The sequence below is a fragment of the Singulisphaera chitinilytica genome (genome assembly GCF_049331405.1).
In the GTDB taxonomy this organism is placed as follows: Bacteria; Planctomycetota; Planctomycetia; order Isosphaerales; family Isosphaeraceae; genus PoT.
In genome coordinates this window covers 9,260,851-9,284,775 of the sequence record NZ_CP186274.1, presented here as the reverse complement: position 1 = coordinate 9,284,775, position 23,925 = coordinate 9,260,851, and the positions used below count along the sequence as shown (strand labels likewise).

16 protein-coding genes are annotated in these 23,925 nt (G+C 67.7%); 13 read left to right on the top strand and 3 right to left on the bottom strand.

Annotated features, from left to right (window positions below):
• Window positions 1–83 precede the first annotated feature (83 nt).
• From ACOYYX_RS36125 to ACOYYX_RS36090, 8 genes are all read left to right on the top strand, one after another.
• Complete coding sequence (locus ACOYYX_RS36125) at window positions 84–1,217, top strand: glycosyltransferase family protein (protein ID WP_422927502.1); 1,134 nt, start codon at window positions 84–86, stop codon at window positions 1,215–1,217.
• A complete protein-coding gene (locus ACOYYX_RS36120; RefSeq protein ID WP_422931709.1) occupies window positions 1,103–1,702 on the top strand; it encodes a class I SAM-dependent methyltransferase in 600 nt (199 codons plus the stop codon). Before ACOYYX_RS36125 ends, ACOYYX_RS36120 begins: the two co-directional genes overlap by 115 nt.
• Before the next feature lie 450 nt (window positions 1,703–2,152).
• Window positions 2,153–3,487: a methyltransferase domain-containing protein gene (locus tag ACOYYX_RS36115; RefSeq protein ID WP_422927501.1), complete on the top strand. Its 1,335-nt coding sequence runs from the start codon at window positions 2,153–2,155 to the stop codon at window positions 3,485–3,487.
• On the top strand, window positions 3,484–7,257 hold the full coding sequence (locus tag ACOYYX_RS36110; protein ID WP_422927500.1) for a glycosyltransferase: 3,774 nt from the start codon (window positions 3,484–3,486) through the stop codon (window positions 7,255–7,257). Before ACOYYX_RS36115 ends, ACOYYX_RS36110 begins: the two co-directional genes overlap by 4 nt.
• Window positions 7,258–7,324: 67 nt before the next feature.
• Window positions 7,325–8,176 carry a hypothetical protein gene (locus tag ACOYYX_RS36105; RefSeq protein WP_422927499.1) on the top strand — a complete coding sequence of 284 codons (852 nt, stop codon included), beginning with the start codon at window positions 7,325–7,327 and terminating at the stop codon, window positions 8,174–8,176.
• Between the two features lie 270 nt (window positions 8,177–8,446).
• Window positions 8,447–9,094 (top strand): CmcI family methyltransferase, encoded by a 648-nt coding sequence (locus ACOYYX_RS36100; protein ID WP_422927498.1) that lies wholly within the window; start codon window positions 8,447–8,449, stop codon window positions 9,092–9,094.
• 97 nt (window positions 9,095–9,191) lie between these two features.
• Entirely contained in the window at window positions 9,192–11,687 is a 2,496-nt protein-coding gene (locus ACOYYX_RS36095; protein WP_422927497.1) for a glycosyltransferase, read from the top strand.
• A 58-nt stretch (window positions 11,688–11,745) separates the two neighbouring features.
• On the top strand, window positions 11,746–12,006 hold the full coding sequence (locus tag ACOYYX_RS36090; protein WP_422927496.1) for a hypothetical protein: 261 nt from the start codon (window positions 11,746–11,748) through the stop codon (window positions 12,004–12,006).
• 134 nt (window positions 12,007–12,140) lie between these two features.
• Here the strand turns inward: ACOYYX_RS36090 and ACOYYX_RS36085 are convergent, their stop codons facing one another.
• On the bottom strand, window positions 12,141–12,887 hold the full coding sequence (locus ACOYYX_RS36085; RefSeq protein WP_422927495.1) for a hypothetical protein: 747 nt from the start codon (window positions 12,885–12,887) through the stop codon (window positions 12,141–12,143).
• A gap of 1,095 nt (window positions 12,888–13,982) precedes the next feature.
• On the opposite strand from ACOYYX_RS36085, the gene ACOYYX_RS36080 reads away from it, so the two are divergent.
• Window positions 13,983–15,593, top strand: coding sequence for an RHS repeat domain-containing protein (locus tag ACOYYX_RS36080; protein WP_422927494.1), 1,611 nt, complete (start codon window positions 13,983–13,985; stop codon window positions 15,591–15,593).
• The gene (locus tag ACOYYX_RS36075) at window positions 15,590–19,282 is read left to right on the top strand and encodes an RHS repeat-associated core domain-containing protein (RefSeq protein WP_422927493.1); all 3,693 of its coding nucleotides are present in this window, start codon (window positions 15,590–15,592) and stop codon (window positions 19,280–19,282) included. The genes ACOYYX_RS36080 and ACOYYX_RS36075 overlap by 4 nt, the downstream gene beginning before the upstream one ends.
• 170 nt (window positions 19,283–19,452) lie before the next feature.
• On the opposite strand, the gene ACOYYX_RS36070 is transcribed toward ACOYYX_RS36075, so the two are convergent.
• Window positions 19,453–20,547, bottom strand: a complete 1,095-nt coding sequence (locus ACOYYX_RS36070) for an IS630 family transposase (RefSeq protein ID WP_422927492.1) — start codon at window positions 20,545–20,547, stop codon at window positions 19,453–19,455.
• A 410-nt stretch (window positions 20,548–20,957) separates the two neighbouring features.
• Here ACOYYX_RS36070 and ACOYYX_RS36065 point away from each other — a divergent pair, with 410 nt between their 5' ends.
• Window positions 20,958–21,908, top strand: a complete 951-nt coding sequence (locus ACOYYX_RS36065) for a hypothetical protein (RefSeq protein ID WP_422927491.1) — start codon at window positions 20,958–20,960, stop codon at window positions 21,906–21,908.
• Between the two features lie 152 nt (window positions 21,909–22,060).
• Here ACOYYX_RS36065 and ACOYYX_RS36060 read toward each other — a convergent pair whose 3' ends face one another.
• Entirely contained in the window at window positions 22,061–22,729 is a 669-nt protein-coding gene (locus ACOYYX_RS36060; protein ID WP_422927490.1) for a transposase, read from the bottom strand.
• Between the two features lie 547 nt (window positions 22,730–23,276).
• Between ACOYYX_RS36060 and ACOYYX_RS36055 the strand changes: the two genes are divergently transcribed.
• Complete coding sequence (locus ACOYYX_RS36055) at window positions 23,277–23,549, top strand: hypothetical protein (RefSeq protein WP_422927489.1); 273 nt, start codon at window positions 23,277–23,279, stop codon at window positions 23,547–23,549.
• A 64-nt stretch (window positions 23,550–23,613) separates the two neighbouring features.
• A complete protein-coding gene (locus ACOYYX_RS36050; protein WP_422931708.1) occupies window positions 23,614–23,904 on the top strand; it encodes a hypothetical protein in 291 nt (96 codons plus the stop codon).
• Window positions 23,905–23,925: the final 21 nt, after the last annotated feature.

Below are 23,925 nucleotides of genomic sequence, written 5' to 3'. Positions count from 1 at the left end.
GGCCCTCGCCCGCCCCGGGCGATCGAGGCCACGCGGACGAAGATCTACGGCAATAATTATTTAATCGGTAATTTGAAAACATTATGACCATAAGTCGGGTTGCCGTGATCTATGACGACCGGGACCGCCCGGAGACGACCGGGGGCTACTGCCGGCGGGCGCTCGAGGCGCTCGTCGAGGTCGTGCACTTCCGGCCGGATCAGTTGGGCCGGATCCCGCGACGGGGCTTCGACCTCTACCTCGGCGTCGACGACGGGCTGGATTACCGGCTCGACGACGGCCTGCGCCCCCTGGCCTGGTGGGCGATCGACACCCACCTGGACTTCGCCAGGTGCCTGTCGCGGGCCCGATCGGCGGACCTGGTCTTCGCGGCCCAGCGCAACGGGGCCGAGCGGCTGCGGGCCGAGGGGGTCGAGACGGCGGAGTGGCTCCCCCTGGCCTGCGACCCGGAGATCCATCGCAAGTTCGCCGTCGAGAAGTCCCGCGACGTCACCTTCATCGGCAACGTCTTCCCCGGCCCCCGCTCCGAGCTCCTGTCCGCCCTGGGGCGGCGATTCCCCGACACCCTGATCGGCAGGGCCTACTTCGAGGAGATGGCGCGGGCGTATTCCGCCTCGCGGGTCGTCTTCAACCGCAGCCTCGGGGACGACGTCAACATGCGCGTCTTCGAGGCCTTGGCCTGCGGGTCGCTGCTGGCGACCAACGACCTGGAGGGCAACGGGCAGGCGACCCTCTTCCGGGACGGCATCCACCTCGCGACGTACGGCGGCGAGGAGGAGCTGATCGACAAGGTCGCCTATTACCTGGCCCACGAGGCCGCCCGCGAGAAGGTCGCGGCGGCCGGTCGGGCCCTGGCGTTCGCCAAGCACACGTACCGCCTCAGGATGGAGCTGGTGCTGGGGCGGGCGGAGGAGCTGGCGTCCTCGGCCCGCGTCGGCCCGGCCCGCTGGCCGGTCGAGCCCGCGGGCCCGGCGGCCGACGCCGATCCGGCGGTGGCGGAGGGGGTGCAGGGGCCAGGCCCCGCCGGCGGCTACTACGAGTTCGCGCGCCCGGAGCTCATGGCCCTGATCCCGGCCTCGGCGGTGCGGATCCTGGACGTCGGCTGCGGGGCCGGGCGGCTGGGGGAGGCGCTCAAGGCGAGGCAGGCGGCGGAGGTGGTGGGGATCGAGCTCTCGGCCGAGGCCGCGGCGCGGCGCGGCCGCGGCTCGACCGGGTGATCGTGGGGGACGCGGAGCGGCTCGAGCCGGATTCCCTGCAAGGCCCGTTCGACTGCGTGGTGTGCGGCGACGTGCTGGAACACCTGCGCGATCCCGCCGGGATGCTCGGGCGGGCCAGGGGCTGGCTCAGCCCGGACGGGGTCCTGGTCGCCAGCCTGCCGAATGCCCGCCATCACAGCGTCGTCAACGCCCTGCTCGGGGGCAACTGGACGTATGAGGCCGCGGGGCTGCTGGACGAGACGCACCTGCAATTCTTCACGCGTCGCGACATGGAGGACCTCTTCCGCGAGGCCGGGTTCCGCGTCGATCGGGTCGGCATCGTGCCGGGCCCGGGGCACGACGAGTGGCGGAGCGAGGGATGCCCCGGCGAGGTGCGGGCCGGCCCCCTGCACATTTCCGAGATGCCCCCCGAGGACGCCGAGGAGTTCTTCGTCTATCAATACCTCTGGACGGCGAGGGCCGTGAGCAAGGACGAGGCCCCGTAGCCGGTCGAGAGGCCCATCCTCCGCCGCGGCCAAGGCGTGCGGTGCCCTTCGCCCGGGGCTTGCGCCGCCTGCCTCGGGCAATTCGGCTTCCGGTCCAATCATCCGCCGGCCCGGAAGCGTCCCTCGAACCATTCGGAGCGGAGCAGGTATGCCCGGACCCCACGGCGGAAGCCGCGATCGAGACTCACGCGGCCCGTCCCCTGCCCGGATCGAGGTCCCGCAAATCTCGGCAATATCCATGAATGGTTTATTGAAAAACAGATACAGGCCATCTCGCGAATCGGACCTCCCCGAGGCCTCGGTCGAGCCGAGCGCGGGAGGATCAACGGTCCGGGGGCGCGAGGATATCCTTGCCACGGCGCCCGGTCCCCGGGCCGGCATCGCCGGCGACGCATCGGGCGGCGGGCGATGGCCCTCCCAGGCTCGGGACGCGGCGGAGGACTTGCGGGCATGAGCGAAGTGACGGTGATCCTCACGGCCTATCGCCGCCCTGAGGTACTGGCCGAGCAGGTCGAGGCGATCCGCGCCCAGACCCGTCTCCCCCGGCAGATCTGGATCTGGGCCAACGATCCCGGGCCGGCGATGCGCGAGGCCCTGGGACGCGTCGGGGTGGACCGCGTGGTCACCTCCGACCGCAACGCCTACGTCCACGCCCGTTTCGCCCTGGGGCTGGCCGCCGGCACGGAGTTCCTGGCGGTGTTCGACGACGACACGGTTCCCGGCCCGAGATGGCTGGAGAATTGCCTGTCGACCTTCGATCAGGCCCCCGGGATCCTGGGCGCGGCGGGCGTGCGGCTCCGCGGCCCCGATTACGGCCGGCGTTCGGTCCACGGCTGGCACGATCCCCGGGCGGAGGCGGTCGAGGTCGACCTCGTCGGGCATGCCTGGTTCCTCCGGAGGGAATGGGCATGCCACCTGTTCGCCTCCCCGGCGGCCACGGGCACGAACGGGGAGGACATTGAGCTGTCGGCCCGGGCCTGGCGTCTCGCCGGGATTCGCAGCCTCTGCCCGCCGCATCCGCCGGGAGACCGGAGCCTGTGGGGCTCGTTGCGCGGCGCGACCCTGGGCGACGACGCGTTCGCCCTGTCACGCAAGCCGACTCACCTGGAGGAGCGCAGCCGGATCGTGCGGGCGGAGATCGCGGCGGGATGGCTGCCCTACCATCGCCGCCAGGAGGCCGCTGCCGCGATGCCGGGGGCTCCCCCGGGAACGGGCGGATTCCCAAGCGATGTTGATGAGGGGGGGGCGCTCCCCGCAGGCCCATCCCTCGAACCGGGCTCCTCCGATGCGGGCCCGGGCGACGAGCGAGCATTCCTCTCCGGCGTGCAGCTCGCCGGGCGACGGATCCTGCTCTTCGGCCGCGGCATCGCCGGCCTGGGCGCCTCGATTCGCGGCCGGGGGCCGGCCCTCCTCGTCGGCGTCGAGCTGGACGGCACGCTCCGGGGGCCGGCGGCCCGCGAGATCGGCGAGGTGCATGCGGCCGACGACGAGGGGGACGGGCCCGAGTTCCCGGACGGCGCGTTCGACGCGATCCTGTGCCCCGATGCCCTCGAGCATGTCCGCGACCCGCTCCGGCTCCTGAGGCGGTTCCGCCGCTGGCTCGCCGAGGGGGGCCAATTGCTGGCCGCGGCCTCCAATGCCAGGCGGCTCGAGGTGGTGGAGGGCTTGATCTCGGGCCGCTGGGTCGGGGCGCGGGGAAGGCCGGCCGGCCGCCGTGCCGGTTCTACACCCGGCGCGAGATCGAGAAGCTCCTGTTCCGCGCCGGGTTCTCGGCCCCGGCCTTGACGCCCTCCCCGGGCCCCGGGCACGAGGCATGGGCCCGCGACGGCCGGCCGGGCCGCGTCGAGGTCGGGCCGCTCAGCGTGGGCGGGCTCCCGCCCGGCGAGGCGGAGGAATTCTTCACGCGAGGCTATCGGATCGAGGCGGCCCCGGCGGCCGGGCCGGATTTCCCCCTGACCTCCATCGTCATCGCGGTCCACGACCAGTTCGAGTACACGTTCCGATGCGTGGAGAGCATCCGCCGGCTCACCGACGAGCGTTACGAGCTGATCTTCGTCGACAACGCCTCGACAGACGGGACCGCCGATTACCTGAGGACGATCCCCGGCGCGAGGTTGATCAACAATGCGGAGAACCGGGGCTTCCCCGCCGCGGTCAATCAGGGGATCGCGGCGTCGCGAGGGGAGCAGATCCTCCTGCTCAACAACGACACGATCGTGACCACGGGGTGGCTCAACCGGATGCTCTCGGCCATGCGCGGCGATCCCCGGATCGGGCTCGTCGGCCCCTGCTCCAATCGCGTGAGCGGCGACCAGGAGGTGCAGGCCGGCTACGACGACCCGGCCGAGCTCGACGGCTTCGCCTGGGAGTGGGGCAAGGCCCATGACCGCGTGGTCGAGGACGCGGGCCGCCTGATCGGCTTCTGCCTGCTGATCCGCCGCGCCGTGGTGGACGCGATCGGGACGCTGGACGAGCGCTTCGGCATCGGCTGCTTCGAGGACGACGACTACTGCCTGCGGGCCAGCCGGGCCGGCTGGCGGGCGGTGATCGCCCGCGACGCGTTCGTGCACCACTTCGGGGGCCGGACGTTCCTGGGCATCGGGGCCGACTTCGGGGCGATCATGCGCGACAACGGGCGTCGCTTCCGGGAGAAATGGGGTCCGCAAGGCCCCCCGCCCGCCGTCGACGCCCCGGCCCCCCCCGAATCCCCCCAGGCCGCCGCAGGGCCATTCTCCGTCGCCATGGCGCCCGGCGGCGGCCTGCTGCTGCGGCGGGGGCGGATCCGCCTGTCCCTCTGCATGATCGTCCGGGATTCGTCGCGCACGCTCCCGGCCTGCCTGGAGAGCATCCGACCCTGGGTGGACGAGATGGTCATCGTCGACACCGGCTCGGAGGACGACACGCCGGCGATCGTCGAGTCGTTCGGGGGCCGGCTCTTCCGCTTCCCCTGGTGCGACGACTTCTCGGCCGCACGCAACGAGTCCCTGCGGCACGCCCGCGGCGAATGGCTCTTCTGGATGGACTCGGACGACACGATCACGCCCGACTGCGGACGCCGGCTCCGCGAGCTGGCCCTCGGGGAGGCGGACCCGGCCATCCTGGGCTTCGTCGTCCGGGTCCATTGCCCCGGCAGCGGCGAGGACGGGGCCGACGACTTCACCGCCGTCGACCACGTCAAGCTGTTCCGCAATCGGCCCGACCTGCGCTTCGACGGCCGGATCCACGAGCAGATCCTGCCGGCCATCCGCGAGGCCGGCGGGGAGGTCGCCTGGACCGATTTGCACGTCGTGCACTCCGGCTCCGAGCACGGCCGCGAGGCCATGGAACGCAAGAGGCGGCGCGACATGCGGATCCTGCGCCTCGAGCTCGAGGAGCGCCCGGAGCATCCCTTCACCCTCTTCAACCTGGGCATGACCTGCAGCGACGGAGGGCGTCACGAGGAGGCCGTCGGGTTCCTGACGCGGGGGATCGCGGCGGCGTCGCCCGGCGAGTCCCACCTCCGCAAGGCCTACGCCCTGCTCATGTTCTCGCAGATGCAGCTGGGGCGGCTCGACGAGGCCGAGCGCACCTGCCGGGACGCCCGCGCGCTCTTCCCCCAGGACGCGGAGCTGCGGTTCCGCCAGGGGGTGCTCCTGCACGACCTCGGCCGCCACGAGGAGTCCGTGCGGGCCTATCGGGACGTCCTGGAGAACCGCGAGGGGCGGCACTTCTCGAGCGTCGACAGCGGCATCTTCGGGTTCAAGGCCAGGCAGAACCTGGCCGTCGCCTTCTCCGGCATGGGGGACCACGCGGCGGCCGAGCGCGAGTGGCGCCTGGTGCTGGCCGAGGTCCCGCGCTACCGGCCGGGCTGGCTCGGGCTGGGGGACGCGCTGCTGCGCCAGGGGAAGCTCCGCGAGCTCCGCGGGCTCGCCGAGGACGCGCGCGGCGACGAGTCGCTCGGGTGCGAGGCCGGCATCCTGGCGGGCCGGCTCTGCCTCGCCCTGGGCGACCTGACCTCGGCCCGGGAGGCCTTCGAGCACGCCGTCCTGCGGCGGCCGGACGATCCGGAGGCCCGCCACTCTCTCTGCCAGTTCCTCTTCGAGCACGGCGCCCCCGAGGAGGCCGAGCACGCGCTCTCGCGCCTGATCGCGTCGGACCCCGCGGACGCGTCGGCGCACCACAACCTGGGCACGCTCCACCTGCGTGCGGGGCGCTTCGGCGAGGCCGTCGCGGCCTACGAGGCGTCGCTGCTCCATCGCCGGGACTCGCCCGCGACGCAGATCCAGCTGGGGCATGCGCTCGAGGGGGCGGGCCGCCTCGACGAGGCCGTCGCGGCCTGGGAGCGGGCCCTGCGCTCGCGCCCGGCGACCCCGCCGCCGAGGAGGGGCTCCGCGACGCGGCCGCGGCCCGATCACGCCGGGGGCCCGCGACCCGATGAGACTCGCGGGCGTGTATCCATCCGCGATGGCGCGACGCCCTCGCGGCCGGCCCTCGCGGGCCCAGGGCCGCGACTCTCCGCCGCATGGGACTCCGATGCCGTCCAGCAGCCGCAATTGCCCGACGAAAGGGGCCGACCTGGGATGCCCTACGACCTGATCCTCCGCTGCCCGCTCAGCCCCGGCGACGTGGTGATGCTCACGGCCGCGGTGCGCGACCTCCACCTCGCCTATCCCGGCTACTTCCGCACCGACGTGCGGACCCCGGTCCCGGCGCTCTGGGAGAACAACCCGTACATCACCCCGCTCTCTGAAGGGGCGCCCGGCGTCGAGGTCATCGACATGAAGTACGACCTGATCCAGGGCAGCAACGAGGGCGCCTACCATTTCATCCACGGCTACGTGCAGCACCTGGAGGACGCCCTCGGCGTGCGCATCCCCGTGACCCGCTTCAAGGGGGACATCCACCTCTCCGGCGAGGAGAAGTCCTGGATGTCCCAGGTCGAGGAGGAGCCGATCGGCTGGCGCGACGACTTCTGGATCATCATCGCCGGCGGCAAGTACGACTTCACGGCGAAGTGGTGGAGCCCCGCGCGATACCAGGAGGTCGTCGACCACTTCGAGGGGAAGATCCGATTCGTCCAGTGCGGGGACGCGGGCCACTGGCACCCCAGGCTCCGAGGCACGATCGACCTGGTGGGCAGGACCGACGCCCGCGAGTTCGTGCGCCTGATGTACCACGCCGCGGGGGTCGTCTGCCCCGTGACGTTCGCCATGCACCTGGCCGCCGCGGTCGAGGTCAGGCCCGGCCGCCCCAAGAACCGGGCCTGCGTGGTCGTCGCGGGGGGCCGCGAGCCCTCGACCTGGGAGAAGTACGGCCACCACCGGTTCCTCGAGACCAACGGGGCCCTGCCCTGCTGCGACAACGGCGGCTGCTGGAAGTCGCGCTGCCAGCCGGTGGGCGACGGCGACGAGAAGGACGACCCCGAGCAACTTTGCCCCCTGCCCGTGGCCGCGGGGCCCGGGCTCGTCATCCCCAGGTGCATGGACATGATCGCGTCGCGGGACGTCATCCGCGCGATCGAGCAGTACTACGAGGGGGGCGCGCTCCGCATGACGGGCGGGGGCGAGCGGGGCTGAGCAGACGCCGCGGCGCGTGCCCGGCGGGGCGGAACGAGGCGACAGGATTCCGGAGGATTGGGCCCAGATGTCGAGCGATGACTTCCAGATCCTGACGGCGGGCGGGGGATACCGGGTCTCCGGCGTGATCGAGCGGGACGAGGCCCCCTTCCCGGGGCCGCCCAGCCCGGGCCTCGTGATCGGCACGTTCGCCTCGGTGCCCTACGTCCACCTGCAGCTCGAGGCGCGGCGGAGGTTCTACCCCGGGATCCCGCTGCTGGTCCACGACGACGGCAGCCCCGGGGGCGATGAGCTGCGGGGCCTCTGCTACGACTACGGCTGCGAGTTCGAGGTCAACGACCGCCGCCAGCCCCCCTGCATCGGCGACGTCTCCGCCTTCCTGGGCGGCCTGCTCTGGGCCCCCCGCGCCGGCGTCGACCTCCTGGTCAAGATGTCGCGGCGATTCCTGCCGCTGGAGGACTGGGGGGCCGGCCTGTCGGCCCTGGCCCTCGAGTCGCAGTACCCCACCTACTGCAGCCACACCGAGTCCTTCGGCTTCGGCTTCCGCTCGGAGTGCGTCGGGATGGCGGTGCGGCCCTGGCTGGGGCACCGGATCCACCACGAGCTGGCGCACCTCGCGACGGCCCCCGGGATGCCGTTCGTGGAGGGGGCCGTGCACAACATGGCCAGGCGGCTGGCGATTTCACGGTGCGAGCGGGCCGCGGCCTGGGATGCCGAGCACGGCCCGAGGCCGGGCGACCGGGACGGTTTCGCCCCCTGGCCATTCATGGGCACCGACCGCTGCACGAGGTATCCGGGCTTCCTCTGGCACGACTCCGCCACGCCCGAGGACTACCATCGCCTCGGGCATTCCTGGGGCCTGCCCTACCCGCTCGCAGACTACCTCGACCCCAACCAGGGCGCCGGCGATGGGACCTGAGGCCGGTCGCCCCGCGACGGCCGCGGGATGACCCGGCGGCGATGCTGCCGGACGCGCGGCGGGAGGCGAAAGGGATGGCGCGAGCGGCCCTCGAGCGGGGCGACCCCCGTGCGGCCGCCGGCGGGCCGGGGCGGACGCGCCACGCGAGGCCCGGCCCCTTTGGACGCGGCCGGCGGGCCGGCTCCCGCGGAGGCCCCCGCCCGGACGTTTGACGCGACTTCGCCCACAGACAGGGCCGCCCGAGGGCGGGCCCCAACCCGGGAGGGACCCATGGCAGACGACGAAGCGACGATCCGGGACTTCCACCGGATGTTCTACCACGGCCTCGACGGCAACCACCTCTTCATGACGACCACATTCCTGGGGGTGACGGTGCAGAAATGCCCCCTGGACCTCTGGGTCTACCAGGAGATCGTCCACCGGACCCGGCCCGACGTCATCGTGGAATGCGGGGTCAACCAGGGGGGCTCGACGCTCTACCTCGCGAGCCTGTGCGACCTCGCGGGGCGGGGCGAGGTCGTCGCCTGCGACGTCACCCTGGGCCTCGTCCCACCGCGGGTGGCCGAGCACCCGCGGGTCACGCTCATCGAGGGGAATTCGATCGACCCGGCGGTCGTCGGCCGCATCGCGCGGCGCTGCCAGGGCCTGCGGACGATGGTCATCCTGGACTCCGACCACAGGGAGGCCCACGTCGCCGCCGAGCTGCGGGCCTACGCCCCCCTCGTGACCCCCGGGTGCTACATGATCTGCGAGGACACCAACATCAACGGCCACCCCGTCCTCCCGGACTTCGGCCCGGGGCCGCTCGAGGCCGTGGCCGACTTCCTCGCCGGGAACCCGGATTGGGAGGCCGACCCGCACTGCGAGCGGCTCCTGCTCAGCTTCAATGGGGGCGGATATCTGCTCCGCAAGGGCTGACCCTCGCGGCCCTTGCCAGTCGTCCGGCCGTGGGCCCGCATGCGGGACGCGCGGCCATCTCAGCGAACGTCCGTCTTCCGAAATCAGGGTGTAGGCCATGGGACAGAATCGGGTTCGCGACATCCTCGGGGCCTACCACGTGGCCCTCTTCCCCACCTGGCGCGAGGTGGCCGAGGCCCAGTGCCGCCGCCTCCGCGAGTCCGGGCTGCTCGCCAAGGCCGGCCGGATCCTGGTCGGGGTCGTGGGCGACCCCGGCGAGGACCTCTCGCCCCTGGCCGACTGGCTGGGCGGGCGCGCCGAGATCCGCCACCTCGGCCCCCTCTCGCTCTACGAATTCCCCACGCTCCAGTGGCTCCACGACGAGGCCCTCCGGGGGCCGGGGGGGCTCGCCTGCTTCTACATCCACACCAAGGCGGTCTCCCACAGGATCGAGGCCGGCGACCGGCACAGGCACAGGATGGAGGCCATCGTCCTCGACAAGCACGAGGCCTGCCTCGAGCTCCTCGAGGGCCACGACGCCTGCGGCGGGGACTGGAAGCTGATCGGCTTCGACGAGCATCGCCCCCACTTCTCGGGGAACTTCTGGTGGGCCAACGCGAGCTACCTGCGGCGGCTCACGCCGCCGCGGCTCCTGCCCGCCGCGAACCGGTACGAGGCGGAGTTCTGGATCGGGTCGGACCCGGGCGTCCGAGCCTTCGGGTTCCCCTGGCCCAGCGACGACCCGTACGCGAAGCCGAGCGCGTGGGCCGGCCTCGAGGGGGCCTATCGCGGGCTGATCGGCGACATCGGCCCGATCCGGAGGGTCGTCGACCTGGGCGTGGACTACGGCGCCACGACCTTCCGCTTCGCCCAGGACTTCCCCGATGCCGAGGTGCTCGGGGTGAGCACATTCGCGCTCCACGACGACGCCGAGGCCTGGGTCCGGGCCCACCTGCACCTCTTCCCCAACGCCCGGATCGTCAAGGGCCCGACCGCCAAGGTCGGCGGCCTCTTCCGCGACCCGGTGGACCTGCTCCACATCGACGACGACCACTCCTTCGACGCGGTGGCGCGCGACTTCTACGCCTGGCTGCCCGCCCTGCGCCCGGGCGGGTGCGTGCTCTTCCACGACACCCGGTCCTGCGAGGGGGTCCGCCGGTTCTTCGAGAACCTGGAGGGGGAGAAGCGGGAGATCCCCGAGCACAACGGGCTGGGGTGCTGGATCAAGCCGGGCCGCGCCTCGGGGGGTGCCCCCGCCCGCATCGCCCCCGCCGCGCCCGTCGCCGTCGTGATCCCCTGCCACAATTACGGCCGGTTCCTGGGGGACGCGATCGAGAGCGTCCTGGCGCAGGAGGCACGCGCCGCGGAGGTCGTCGTCGTCGACGACTCCAGCTCCGACCAGACGGCCGAGGTGGCCCGGGGCTACGAGTCGCGCGGGGTCCGCTACCTGCGGGTCGAGCACCGCGACGTCTTCAGGACCAGGGCGGCGGGGCTGGCGGCCACCGCGTCGGAATTCCTCTGCTTCCTGGACGCTGACGACATGCTCCCCCCCGACTACCTGGCGTCCGGCCTGCCCTCGTTCGAGGACCGCAGGGTCGGCTTCGCCTACTCGGACCTCGAGATGTTCGGCGACCAGTCCGGCCCCGTGCGCTTCCCGAAGTGGGACCCGGACTACCTGGAATGCGAGAACTACGTGCACGCCGGGTCGCTCGCGCGGCGATCGGCCCTGGTTCAGTCCGGGGCGTACCGGGGGCCGTCGCCGACGCCCTCGCACGCGGATTGGTACGTCTGGAGGCTCCTGGCCGACCGGGGATGGATCGGGGCCAAGCAGCCCGCGGCCTACCGCTACCGCAAGCACGGCGGGTCGATGCTCGCCGGGGGGGCGGATCAGGCCTACTTCGACAAGGCGACGCTCCGGCTCGCGCCCGTGACCATCTTCACGGCGCTGTCGGGCCGGCGATCGGCCTGGCAACCCTACCTCGGGTGGCTGCGCGGGCAGGCCTGGCCCCGCGGGCAATGCCGCCTCGTCCTGATGGACACCTCCGGCGACCGCGACTTCGGCGCCATGGTCCGCCGCGATTTGGCCTCGCTCGACTATCCCGACGCCCGATATTTCGCCGCCGGCGTCGGCGAGCCCGGGCTTGCGGACATGCCCAGGGCGGAGAATGCCGGGGCCGTCCGGCTGGCCTGCTCCCGGATCTATGCGGCGATGGCCCGAGAGCTATCCACCCCCTGGGCCATGATCGTCGAGGATGACGTGATCCCGGAGCCGGACGTCATCGGACGCCTGCTCCGGGGGATGGATCCCTGGACGGCGATGGTCGTCGCCCCGTACGTCTCCCGCTATCACCGCGGATTTGTATGCTGGGACGACGAGGCCCGCGACCTCCCGGAAGGCTCGGGCCTGCAGGAGATCGGCGGCTCCGGGTTCGGTTGCACCCTCATCCGGAGGGCGGCGCTGAGGGACGAGCTCTTCGGGAGCGGCCCGGGGGAATCCCCCGATTATGACATCGCCTACTGCGCGAGGCTGAGGAAGCGAGGCTGGACGATCAAGGCCGATTGGTCGCAGAATCCAGTCCATCTCGGTGCTGCATCCGAACCTATACAACTTTAGCTCGACTGATGCCGATTTCGCGGGCCCGCTTCGGCGGTAACCTGAGGGCCGGCGGACGGTGCTGCGGGCCACCCCGTGCCTGCTCGGGGTGTATTCGGTCGTGGCGTTGCTCTATGACGCCCTGCCGACGCCGGCCCGTGTCGGCGGGATCGACCGGCCGGGCAAGGAGTCCGTGACGTCCTCGGATGCCCTGTGCGCCGTGCGGCTGAGGTTGTGGTCCGAGGGGGTATTTCGAGAGGCCGGGCTCGGCTCGGGCCCGGAGAAACTCCCCGCCCCTCTACGCGAGTTGCTCTGCCGGGCCCTCGCCCCGGCGGCATAGGGGTCAGCTTTCGGCATCAGTCGAGCTGAGATCCTCGGGCCTGTATCCGTGCCATGTATCCTGACGCTATGCGACATCCTTAATATATTACCTGTGAAACGTCATGAGCCTGCTTGTTGCCCATCCGTGTGCGATCACCCTCGGCAAGCACTCTCGACGGCCTCGATCACCTCGTCCGCATCCCAGGACGGACTCGGGGCCCTGATGACCTGACAATCTGAAGTAGGTCTCGAGACGTTCTCGGGCGTCGCGGAGCTCAGGAAGACGCTCGGGATCCTGGCGGCGCCCGCGAGGTGCAAGATTCCCGTCTCCACGGAGATCAGGAGGGAAGACCGCCTCATCTCCCAGACGACGTCGCGCAAAGGCAGCCCCTTCATGGGCTGCGTATTGGGCAGGGTGGCGTCGTGCTCCTCCCCGAGCGTGAAGGCGGGCAGCGGGAGGCACCTAAGGATCGGGTCCCACCACCCGGGGTCGGGCTCGAGATTCGGCGCCGATCCCTCGTGGCGATGGCAGGAGCGGGCGTAGGGGGCGATGAGGATGCGCCTGAGCCTGAGCGGCTCGGGGGACTCCTGGAAAGGGCCGCCGTGGATCTCGTAATGGAGCCGGCCCCGGGGCTCGAGTCCGAACTGGGGGAAGTAGACGGCGGCGAAGGGGACGTTCCTGTCGATCGCGTAGGCCAGCGCCTCGCCCGCGGAGGGGACGACGTCGGGATCATCGTGGGGGATCCCGGCGAGTCGGACCGCGGGGTTGCCCTCGTAGAGTTCGCGATACCTCGGCGTCACGTAGAGGTCGATCGGCCCGGCCGCCTCGGCGCACGCGGCGAGTGCCGGCTCGATGAGGATCGTGTCACCGATCCGGGTGTGTTCGTGATTTACTTTCAAGATTCCACCCAGTATTCAGGACGGAGTCGGCGAGATCTTGATGGGAGGGCGGCCGTCGCAATTTCCAAACATGATGTCCTCGGCCAATTCATCGAATCAAGACGTTGGGCCGAAGAAATCCGAGAGCAACTCCTGTTGTTCACGCTGGGCTCGAACTGTTGCGTCAATCATCGCCTCGTATTGAAGGCATCGTCGGGATGGCATGCCGACCCCGATGACATTTTTCAACGGCCATTACGTCCGCAAGGGCACCATCATCAATTGGCCGGTCCGGACGAGGACTCGAGCAGAGGCGGGGCGGACTCAGTGCGATCCGGCGAGAATGCGGGCGACTCGGGCGCGTTGCAGGTCTCCGCGAGGTATCGAGCGCACTTGTGGTCCGGAGCCCGCCGCCCCGAGCTCCGCGGCACGAAAGAGTGCCGCCCCCTCGCAGGCCCCGGGGGACTTGGCCCGGAGTCGCGGGTTTCTCTTCGGTGCCCCATCATCCCAAGGGATATAATTGTACGGGCCAATTTGCGATAAGCAGGTATGCATCAGGTGCAGTTGACACCGCGGACATGGGTTACAGAAGTCATCCTGCCGAGTCGATGAGGTCGTATCCCTTTGGTCGACGGGCTGGAATTGTTTACCGGTTGTCGATCAACCGAGTCGGGCCCGATCCCGTCGAGGACCTCCAGCAAACCCTCTGCGGACATGCTACTTATAGTCGAGGCACCTCACCGTGTCTTGCGGTGTGGGCCGGAAAATCCAGGCCCCATGCTTGACTTCGCCCGGCCTTCCGCTCAATTATGGTGTTTGATGAGGAGGTCATCTCCGTCCGGAATGCTATCCCCCCATTCATATGTCCCTCGTATATTTCTTGCTTTTTTTGTGTGATGAGCATCCGAGCACCCTCCGACGAGACCATGATCGCCGGCCGTCGGGGCCCTGCAACTTCATATCGTATGGCATCTGAGCATTCGACACCCCGACGCAGCCAAGGCGAATGCCCTTGATCCGCCCGGCCGGGGATTTGGGCGGGCCTGTCCCGCCGCCTAGCCGGTCGAGCATCCGTTAACTCGCTAACTAATATAACGCAGCCGAGGAGAATTGCCGATGGAGCCGCAGCGCCCCCGCCCCTTCGCGATGCTCGAGTCCTCCGGCTCGGCGCAGCCCAGCGGCTCCTCGAGCTCCTCGTCCTCTCGCTCCTCGTCCTCTCGCTCCTCGGGCGGGCCGCCGCCGTCGTCGGGCTCCTCCTCGGGCTCCGGTTCGGCGAGCGGCCGGCCGTCGTCCAGCTCCTCGTCGTCGTGGTCGGGCTCGTCGTCGCGGTCGGGCTCGTCGTCGCGGTCCGGCTCCTCGTCCCGCGGCAGCTCGGCCGGATCCTCCTCGTCCTCCTCCGCCTACGTCCCCCCCTACGACGGCCCCTGCAGCCTCCCTCCCTTCCCGATCCTGCCCCAGTTCGGCACCGGCTACTTCTGCACGACCTCAAGCTCGAGCAAGAACCCGTGCGATTGCGATACCACCTCGAGTTCGAGCTCCAGCACCCCCGCGCAGCACACCCCGGCCGACCCGTGCGGCCAGACCAAGCCGGCGTCCTGCCCGCCGCGCTCGCCGGCCGGCCTGCTCTATTACGCCGCTAGCACGGCCTCGCCGGGCACCGACGCCGCCGAGCTCGACGCCCTCAACCCGCTCAACGCCGCCGCCGCCATGGCCCAGGTCCTCGCCGGACAGGGCTCGCCCGCCGTCCAGGCCGACGGCGGCTGCGGCGACGCCGGCGCCCCCTGCCGCGTCGACCCCATCAAGGGCAACCTCGTCGCCCGGGTACGCACCCCCTTCGTCGGCCCCTTCGACCCCAGGCCCGTCCTCACCTACCGCAGCGACATCACCGCACCCAGCGGCTTCGGCGCCGGCTGGCTCGGCCTCTACGCCGCCAAGCTCTCGGTCGCCCCCGACCTCTCCACCGTCACCGTCTACAAGGGGGACGGCGGCAGCTACCGCTACACCTCCGCCGGCGGCGGCGCCTACACGCCCCCGGGCGGCAGCCAGAACACCCTGGTGCGCAACCCCGACGGCACCTTCACCGAGACCCAGCCCGACGGCTTCAGCTTCCTCTACCAGGCCGGAGGCGGCCGATACCTGGCCCGCATGGCCAACTCCGCCGGCCGGCTCTGGACCATGGTCTACGACGTCGACAATATCAACGTCGCGCTCGTCGACCCGTTCCTGCGCCGCACCTCGTTCACCTACGACACCTCCGGGCCCCAGGCCAAGCTGGTCAGGATCACCGACTCCGGCCTGCGGATCACCACGTTCTCCATCGACTCGGCCCTCGACCTGCGGCGGATCACCACGCCCGAGCTCTGCGTCACCTCGCTGTCCTACGACGCCTCGCACCGGCTGGTCCGCTGGGAGGACCCGATAGGGGCGAGGACCAGCTACGCCTACGACTCGCAGGGCCGGGTGGTGGGGATGGTCTCGCCCACGGGGGCGCGGCGGACCTTCATCTACTCGGCCGGCGGCACCGTGGCCATCGACCCGCGGAATCATCGCACGACCTGGACCAAGACGGCCGACGGCAACATCGCGTCGGTCACGGACCCGCTGAACAACACGTTCCAGTACCAGTGGTCGTCGGGGGCGCTGGTGCAGCAGACGGACCCCAAGGGCAACGTGACCTCGTTCCGCTACAGGACGAGCACGCTGGGGCGCAGCAGCTGGCGGCGGTGATCCAGCCGGTCACGGGCCGCTACACCTACGTGTACGCAGGGGACCGGGTGGTGGGGCTCATCGACCAGCGGGGGTCGCGTGCCAGCCTGCTGTGGGACGCGTCGGGGAACCGCACGGGGCTGATCGACAACCTGGGCCGCCGGGTGACGTACAGCTACAACGCGGGGGGGCAGATAACGCAGGTGGCGGACGTGCTGGGGCGGACGCGCAGGACCGTGTACGACGGGTCCGGGCAGGTGGCGGCTCGGGTGGACGCGCTGGGGCGCCGGACGTCGTACGCGTACAACGCGCAGGGGCAGCTGACGCAGGAGACGGACCCACTGAACCACGCGACGTCGTACCGGTATGACCTGATGAACCGGCTCACGGCGGCGATCGACCCGCTGGGGAATCGGACGAGCTTCGCGTACGACCTGAACGGCCGGCTGGTGGCGACGAAGGACCCCGAGGGCGGCGTCGCGACGAACGTGTACGACGGTGACGGGCGTCTGGTGGCGGCGATCGACCCGCTGGGCCACCGGACGAGCTTCGGGTACGACCCCGCCGGGAACAGGGTCCGGGTCACCGACGCGGCGCTGCGGGTGACGACGACGATCTACGACGCGGCGGATCGGCCGATCGCGACGATCGACCCGCTGCTCAACCGCACCACGTACACCTACGACGCTGCCAGCCTCCTGGTGCAGACCACCGACGCCCAGGATCGGACTTGGGGGCGGTCGTACGACGCCGAGAACCGGCCGATCGCGACGGCGGACCCGCTGGGCAACCGCTCCACGGTGGCCTACGACGGTGCGGGCAACGTGGTCCGCTCAGTGGACCCGCTGCTGAACGTGACAACCATGCTGTACGACGCGGCCAACCGGCCGGTGGCGACGATCGACCCGCTGCTGAACCGGACCAGCTACACGTACAACTCGGCCAGCTTCCTGGTGAGCGTCATGGACCCGCTGAACCACCTGGACAACTACGGCTACGACGCGGCGGGGCGTCGGGTCGTGTGGGTGGACGGGCTGGGGGCGCGGACGACCACGGCGTACGACCTCGCGGGGCGGCCGGTCCGCACCGTGGACCCCCTGCTCAACGTCACCACCGCCGTGTACGACGCGGCCGACCGCCGGGTCGTGGCCATCGACCCCCTGGCCTCGCGCACCACGGTGGCCTACGACCGGGCGGGGCGGGCGGTCCGGGTCCAGGATGCGACGGGGCGCATCACGACGACGATCTACGACCGGGCGGGCCGGGTCGTCGCCCGGGTGGACCCGCTGAATCGGCGCACCTCCTACGCCTATGACCCCAGCAACCTCCCGGTCCGGGCCACCAACCCGCTCAACGCCATCGCGACGGCGACCTACGACTTGGCGGGGCGGCGGGTCGCGACGGTGGACGCCCTCGCGGCCCGGACCAGCTACATCCTCGACCCCGTGGGCCGGGTCGTGGCTATGGTGGACCCGCTGCTCAACCGCACCAGCTACTCCTACGACGCCGCGGGCAGGCAAGTCGCGATCAAGGACGCGAACCTCCGCCTGGCCACCACCATTTACGACCGGGCCGGCCGGGCCGTGGGTGCGATCAACCAGCTTGGGGCCCGCACGACGTTGGTGCTGGACCCGCTGGGCCGGGCGGTGGCCGTGGTGGACGCCAACGGCCGCCGGACCACCACCACCTACGACGCCGCCGGCCGGGCCGTCCTGGTCCTCAACCCGCTCAACGTCCGCACCACCTACGGATACGACGCCAACGACCGCCTCAACAACCGCGTCAACGGCCGCAGCCTCCGCACCCAGTACTCCTACGACGCCGCCGGCCGCCTCTCCCTCGTGAGGTACATCGACGGCACCCGGGTCACGTATTCCTACGACAGGGCCGGCCGCAGGACGGCCATCGCCGACTGGACGGGCCGCACCACCACCGCCTACGACCGGGCCGGACGGGTGGTCGCGACGGCGACGCCGGCGGGGCTGCGCTCCACCTACGCCTACGACGGGGCCGGCCGGCGTGCCTCGCTGGCCTACCCCGGGCCCGGCCGCATCACCTACGCCTACGACGCCGCCGGCCGGATGACGCGGCTGGCCAACGCCGCCGGCGAGGCCACCACCTGGTCTTATGACGCCGCCGACCGGGTCACGGGCGCCCGGATGGCCAACGGGGTGCGCACCTCGTACGCCTACGACGCCGCCGGACGCCTGACGCGGCTGGCCAACCTGGGCCCGACCCTGGCGACCCTCTCCAGCTACGCCTACGCCTACGACAAGGCCGGGACGCGGACCCGGGTCCGGGAGGCGGGCGGGGCGATCGTCACCTGGGCCTACGACGCCGCCTACCAGCTGATCGCCGAGCGCCGCAGCGGGGCGGCGGCGTACGCCAACACGTACTCCTACGACCCGGCGGGCAACCGGACGTCCAAGAGGTCTGGGGCGGCGATCACGACGTACTCGTACGACGCGGGGGACCAGATGACGCGGGCACGCACGGGCGCGTCGATCGTGACCTACACCTACAACGGTGCCGGGGACCGGATCGGGGTGCGGGGGCCGGCGTCGCAGGTGGACACGCTGCTGTGGGACATCGAGGACCGGCTCACGTCGTACAACAAGGCGGGGGTCATCACCACGTTCACGTACGACGGCGACGGCCGGCTGGTGCAGCGCTGGGACGCGGCCACCGGGGCCACGAAGTACGTGCTGGACGGCCGGGACCTGCTGCTGGAGACGGACGGCTCGGGGGTGATCCGGGCCTCGTACACGTCGCAGCCGCTGGAGTTCGGCCGGGCGGTGTCGCGGCGAGCCGGGGGGGCCTCGTCGTTCTACGCCTACGACGGCCTGCTCTCGGCGGGGAACCTGACAAATGCGTCGGGCTCGGCGACGGACGCCTACACGTACGACGGGTTCGGGCAGGTGGTGGCGGGCACGGGGACGACGGCGAACCCGCTGAAGTTCGTGGGGGGGGCGGGCTACCTGCAGGAGGCGGGCCTGGGGCTGTACTCGCTGCGGGCGCGTTGGTACGACCCTGCGTCGGGGCGGTTCCTCAGCCGGGACCCGATCGGCTTCGCCGGCGGCGACCCCAACCTCTACAGGTACGTCGGAAACAACCCCGTCAACCTTGTGGATCCCGAAGGAACGCAAGATGAAGAACCAAACTTTCAATCGGCGATAAACGACCCAGATGTTTTTGACAACATTACTCAAGACTATAGGGAGCTACAAAAGAAGAACAGGAAAATCCCAGTAACAAACAAGAAAAAAGAGATCGGAGGGTTCATACTTTATAATCCATGTACAAAAGATTACATTGTATCACATCAAGGAATTAACGAAGCTTTTCCAAAAGAACCAACTCATGGAGGAAAATCTTTTTTCCGTTGGCGATCTGGAGACGATCGAGCTCAAACCTCCTTTAGGGCAAGCGGACCAAGGATATATGACCTAGAAGCCAAACCTCCAACAATGTCATCAGATTTTAGAGACGATCAAGGGAAACCTTTGCCTTGCTATATCGTTTATGGCACATATCATATCCATCCCAATCCTGGAAACAGAACTCCTAGTCCTGCTGATAGAAGAACTGCTAGAAGCCATGGGTGGCCGGGCCTTGTAATCGGCCCAGACGGCCTGTCTGCATATCAATATGGACCCGGGGTTATGGAAGATTATCTTGATATACCTGATGATCCACCCGAAAAGCCCTGACAACATTATGTTTTTTTCATGATGTCATGATCCAAAATAGGGAAGCAGATGACGCTAGGCCCGCGTGTATCAATGTTGCTGTAACCATAACTTTGGATATTTGCGCCGGAATATCTGAGCAGGATCAAGAACGGATTCCGGGGTGATGAGGAATTCGTCGTTCTGCTCTGCTAGTGTCCTGAGTCGGAAGTTCGTTGACAAATTGCCTTGATCCGGCCCAGGATCAGGTCGGCACTCGCCGTCCACACGAACGGACGTGGATTGCTATTATGAACATTCGGACATTTTTTGATCATTCGCGCCCGAGCCGCCACGCCCCGGAACGCGCCCCGGCCGAGCCGCTTCTCGGTGATCTCGGCGAAGAACCGCTCCACCTGATTCAGCCACGAGCCGCTCGTCGGCGTGAAGTGCACGCGGTACTCGGGATGACGCAGGAACCAGCGCCTCACCGCCGGAGCCTTGTGCGTCCCGTAGTTGTCCATCACCAGGTGGATCTCCACACCGGGAGCCTTGGGCACGCGGGCGTCGACCTCTCCGAGGAACTTGAGGAATTCCTGATGCCAGTGCCTGCGAAGGCAGCGCCCGATCACCTCGCCTGTGGCCACGTTCAGGGCCGCGAACAGCGAGGTCGTGCCGCGCCGGGCGTAGTCGTGGGTCATCCGCTCGGTCTGTGTCGGTCGCATCGGCAGCATCGGCTGGGTGCGGTCCAACGCCTGAATCTGGCTCTTCTCGTCGACGCAGAGGGCGATGGCCCGGTCGGGCGGGGCCATGTAGAGGCCGACGACGTCGCGGACCTTCTGGATGAAGTAAGGGTCGCCGGAGAGCTTGAAGGTGTCGCAGCGGTGGGGCTTCAGGCCGAAGGCCCGCCAGACGCGGCCGACGGTCGACTGCGAGAGCCCGGTGGCCTTGGCCATGCCGCGGGTGCTCCAGTGGGTGGCCGACCTGGGCTTGGTCTCGAGGGTCCTGGTGATGACCTCCTCGACATCCTCGTCGGTGACGGTCCTGGGGGCTCCCGGCCGCTCCCGGTCGACGAGGCCGTCGAGGCGATAGTCAAGGAACCTGCCTCGCCACTTTCCGACGGTCTGTGTGGTGATGCCGAGCTCCTCGGCGACCACCAGGTCGGCTCGGCCTTCGGCGCAGGCCAGGACGATGCGGGCCCGCTGATTGAGTTGCTGCGAGCTCTTGGGGCGCGAAGCCCAGGTCTTCAGCATCCGGGTCTCGTCGTCGGTGAGGATCAGTTCGGCCTTGGATCGTCCGCGGGGCATGGCGAGCCTTCTTCGGGAAAACTCTAACCCAAGGAGGCCGAGGGCAAAATACTTCTTAAACGAACTTCCAACTCGGGACACCAGGGTTAAAGCGAGTTCGTCCTTTATGGAAGGCAATGCCACAAATTTGAGAAATTGTTTCGGTGTTGGTACGCTCTTTTGGACATTGAAGGGATATTCTATCAGTTGTCAGATTGAGAAAAAGATTACAGGCTCAATTCATGTGTTGCTGAAGACGCTAGTTCTCGGAACGCAGGCATTACAGATTTTCTGCTCGTGTTTCCAAAAAGGTTCGAGCTTCGCGACGAAACAAGACAGGGAGGAAACATATAATTTAAAAAAATGATTTTTTTAAAAAGTGTACGCGGTTTTCGTCATAATTCAGGTTTTCAAGCAATAGGAATTATCGCATGCAAAAACTGCTTTTCTTTACACATTTTGCTGTGATCCTCATTTTCTTGCAATGCACTCCAAGCAATGCTCAAGATAAAGAGAACCCCACTCTTAGCGCAAAGGCCCAATCTTCATCTTGGCGGCAGTATCTGCCACTTTCGCTTAGGTCGGCAACAACATGGATTGTACTACAGGAAACTCAGATTAAACCTTTGCCCGACAAGACTCCACTTGAAGAGATTCTCAATACAATCAAAAAAGGCCTCAAAGAAAACACTAAAGGACATGCTATCAATTTAATTATAGAAAACTCGAGCCTTTCCGCACTGGAAATATCTTTGACGTCTCCGATCCGCAGTCCATTCGTTGGCAGCGAACCATTGAGCGTCTATTCTTATATGGAACTTCTCTTTGGGCAGATGTCTCTTTATTGTACCGTGCGCGATAATATTGTAATAATTAGTTCTGGATGCAGTGACTGCTCATCTCCGAAAGCCGTTACTCTCGAGGAGGCAAAAACCTGGCTACTACTTCGCGAGAAAATCACACTTGACTTTCCAAAAGAAGTCTCGCTCTCAAACTTCCTTACCCTTATTCGAGACACAGTAGCGAATATTGGAAGTAATCGGCGTGGACTTCTCTTTATGGTAGAGGAGTCTGGGTTTAAAGAGGATAAGAAATCACTCCAATTTCCACTGCAATCAGGACTAATTGAAGTTGAGGTCTGTACCTATCTTCGATTCGTTTTAGGCCATTTTGGCTTGCAATTCTATGTGCGTGAAGACGGTATTGTAGTAATTACCGACGATGAGTCACTGGATGATACATCTGTGAATCTGTTATCCATGGACGACTCGGATACATCTCAACAGTTGTCAGATTTGATGTTTAGGCTGAAAGATTATCAGCGACGAGATTCTCAGAACTTTAAGGGCAAAGGATTTGGACCAAAACCCAAGAAGCCCTAACAAAACCATGGTTTTTTACATAGTGTCATGATGCAGAATGCGGTAGCAGATGACGCTGACCGCCAGAGTCGTCCATGCATTCTGGACGATCGTTAAACGCTCGTAACGCACCCGCATCCGCCGCGGGCCCTTGAGCCGGCCGATCGTCCGTTTCACCATCCGGCGCACTTTATTAAGCCCGCTGCCGTGTAGCATACCCCGCTTGGCGATGTGCGGCTCAATCCCCAGCCAAGGCAGCAACGTCCTCGCATCCTCGCTGTCGTAGCCTCAGTCAGCGTACAACTCGTCCGGCATCTGCTTGTGACGTCCCAGATTGCCGCCGACCTCCGGGAACTTGAGCACCACCGGGAGGATCTGTGGCGGTCGCTGGCGTTCGCCCTCGCCGTGCGGATCGCCAGCGGCACGCCAGACGGGTAGACCATCAGCGTGTGCTTCGTCCCCTTCCTGCCGCGGTCCACCGGGCTCGGGCTGGTGGCCTCGCCGCCGCCGAACACCCGGACCGTCACACCGTCCACTATGACCGTGTCCAACTCCAGATCGCCGGCCTCCCTCAGGAGGCGGAGCAGGTCGGCGTGGAGCCGATCCCAGATGCCCGCCTCCTCCCAGGCTCGGAGCCGCCGATGGGCGGTACTGCCGGAGCAGCCCAGTTCCTCGGGGACGTCCTCCCATCGGGTGCCGGCGGTCAGGACGAACCACATCACCTGGAGGACGGTTCGGTGGCCGACCCGGGGTCGGCCGCCCTTGGGGCCGACGGGCTGTTCCGGTGGCAAGTGGTGGGCGACGGCGCCGAAGAATTCGTCCGGCATATGTGCGGTGGCCACAGCAATAGTCCTCACGGTGAAGGGCTATCGGCCTATGGCGCAAAACCTATGCCAAGGGGGTTTTGTCAGAGCTTGTAACCCACCTTGTCGGAGCCTGCTTCAGCCTGCGCAACATCAGGCAGGCGTGTCGCACGGAGCCCGCCGATTCGACATTCGGCCCGAACTATTCGCTGGTTCCCCACCGCCTTCCTTCTTCACAATTGCGGCAGCCAGGAAGCATGACGTGGCGACTTCCCGCTTGCCGCGTGCTTCCAGTCCCATCCGGGCCGATCGCCTCCGTGCCCATTGAGGCCGGAGATTCCTCTCCACCAATCCACCCCGCCCACGGCCTGACTCCCGCGAACCTACAGCCGCATCCGCCCGCCGCAACCGGAAAAACGGCTTTCACAAACGCTGTTTGCCCGAGGTGTGAACCTTCCGTTTTTACGGTTGCGGCGCGCACCGGCGGCACGATGCCGCCGATGGGCTGAAGCCCGTCTTTGCGGCTGATGGATCGCTCCCGTAAGGCCCGATGGTCGGGCCGGAAACCAAGGAAAGGAACATCACCATGTCATCACCGGCACATAAAATCCGCTTCGGCAACCTCTCGGTCACGATCTGGCGCAACAGCTCCGAAAAAGGCGTCTGGTACTCGGTCAGTCCAAGCCGCTCGTACAAGAAGGGCGACGAAACCTGGAAGGAGACTGACAGCCTCGGATTCGACGATTTGCTGCCGATGGCCAAGCTGCTCGACCAAGCCCATAGCTGGATCGGCAAGCAGATGCAGGCCGACGCTAAGGCACGCAAGGCACGCGAGGAAGCCAACGCCGAGGCCGAATGAATCGACCGGGCGGGCTTCGGCCCGCCCGGTCCTTTGGATCAACCGTCTGTAGAAAGCCTTGTTTATGAAATCGTTGATTATCGCCTTATCGCACGCCAAATTTTCCCTCGGCCATCTCGTCATCACCGCCAACGCGCAGTCCCAGCTCGACCCGTTGGATATCGTCCAGGGCTTGAGCCGCCACGTCCGGGGCGACTGGGGCGAAGTCTGCCCGGAAGATCGCGAGGAAAACGAATTGTCCCTGAGAGAAGGATTCCGGCTGTTGTCGGTCTATCGCTCGGGCGGAACGCGGTTTTGGATCATCACCGAAGCCGACCGCTCGGTCACCACCGTGCTGATGCCGGAGGATTACTGAGCAAACGGGGCGGGCTGCCGC

Coding starts and splice junctions, on each gene's coding strand:
- ACOYYX_RS36080 (WP_422927494.1), top strand. CDS start 13,983: ATGGAGCCGCAGCGCCCCCGCCCCTTCGCGATGCTCGAGTCCTCCGGC.
- ACOYYX_RS36095 (WP_422927497.1), top strand. CDS start 9,192: ATGGGACAGAATCGGGTTCGCGACATCCTCGGGGCCTACCACGTGGCC.
- ACOYYX_RS36115 (WP_422927501.1), top strand. CDS start 2,153: ATGAGCGAAGTGACGGTGATCCTCACGGCCTATCGCCGCCCTGAGGTA.
- ACOYYX_RS36125 (WP_422927502.1), top strand. CDS start 84: ATGACCATAAGTCGGGTTGCCGTGATCTATGACGACCGGGACCGCCCG.
- ACOYYX_RS36100 (WP_422927498.1), top strand. CDS start 8,447: ATGGCAGACGACGAAGCGACGATCCGGGACTTCCACCGGATGTTCTAC.
- ACOYYX_RS36055 (WP_422927489.1), top strand. CDS start 23,277: ATGTCATCACCGGCACATAAAATCCGCTTCGGCAACCTCTCGGTCACG.
- ACOYYX_RS36065 (WP_422927491.1), top strand. CDS start 20,958: ATGCAAAAACTGCTTTTCTTTACACATTTTGCTGTGATCCTCATTTTC.
- ACOYYX_RS36105 (WP_422927499.1), top strand. CDS start 7,325: ATGTCGAGCGATGACTTCCAGATCCTGACGGCGGGCGGGGGATACCGG.
- ACOYYX_RS36050 (WP_422931708.1), top strand. CDS start 23,614: ATGAAATCGTTGATTATCGCCTTATCGCACGCCAAATTTTCCCTCGGC.
- ACOYYX_RS36070 (WP_422927492.1), bottom strand. CDS start 20,547: ATGCCCCGCGGACGATCCAAGGCCGAACTGATCCTCACCGACGACGAG.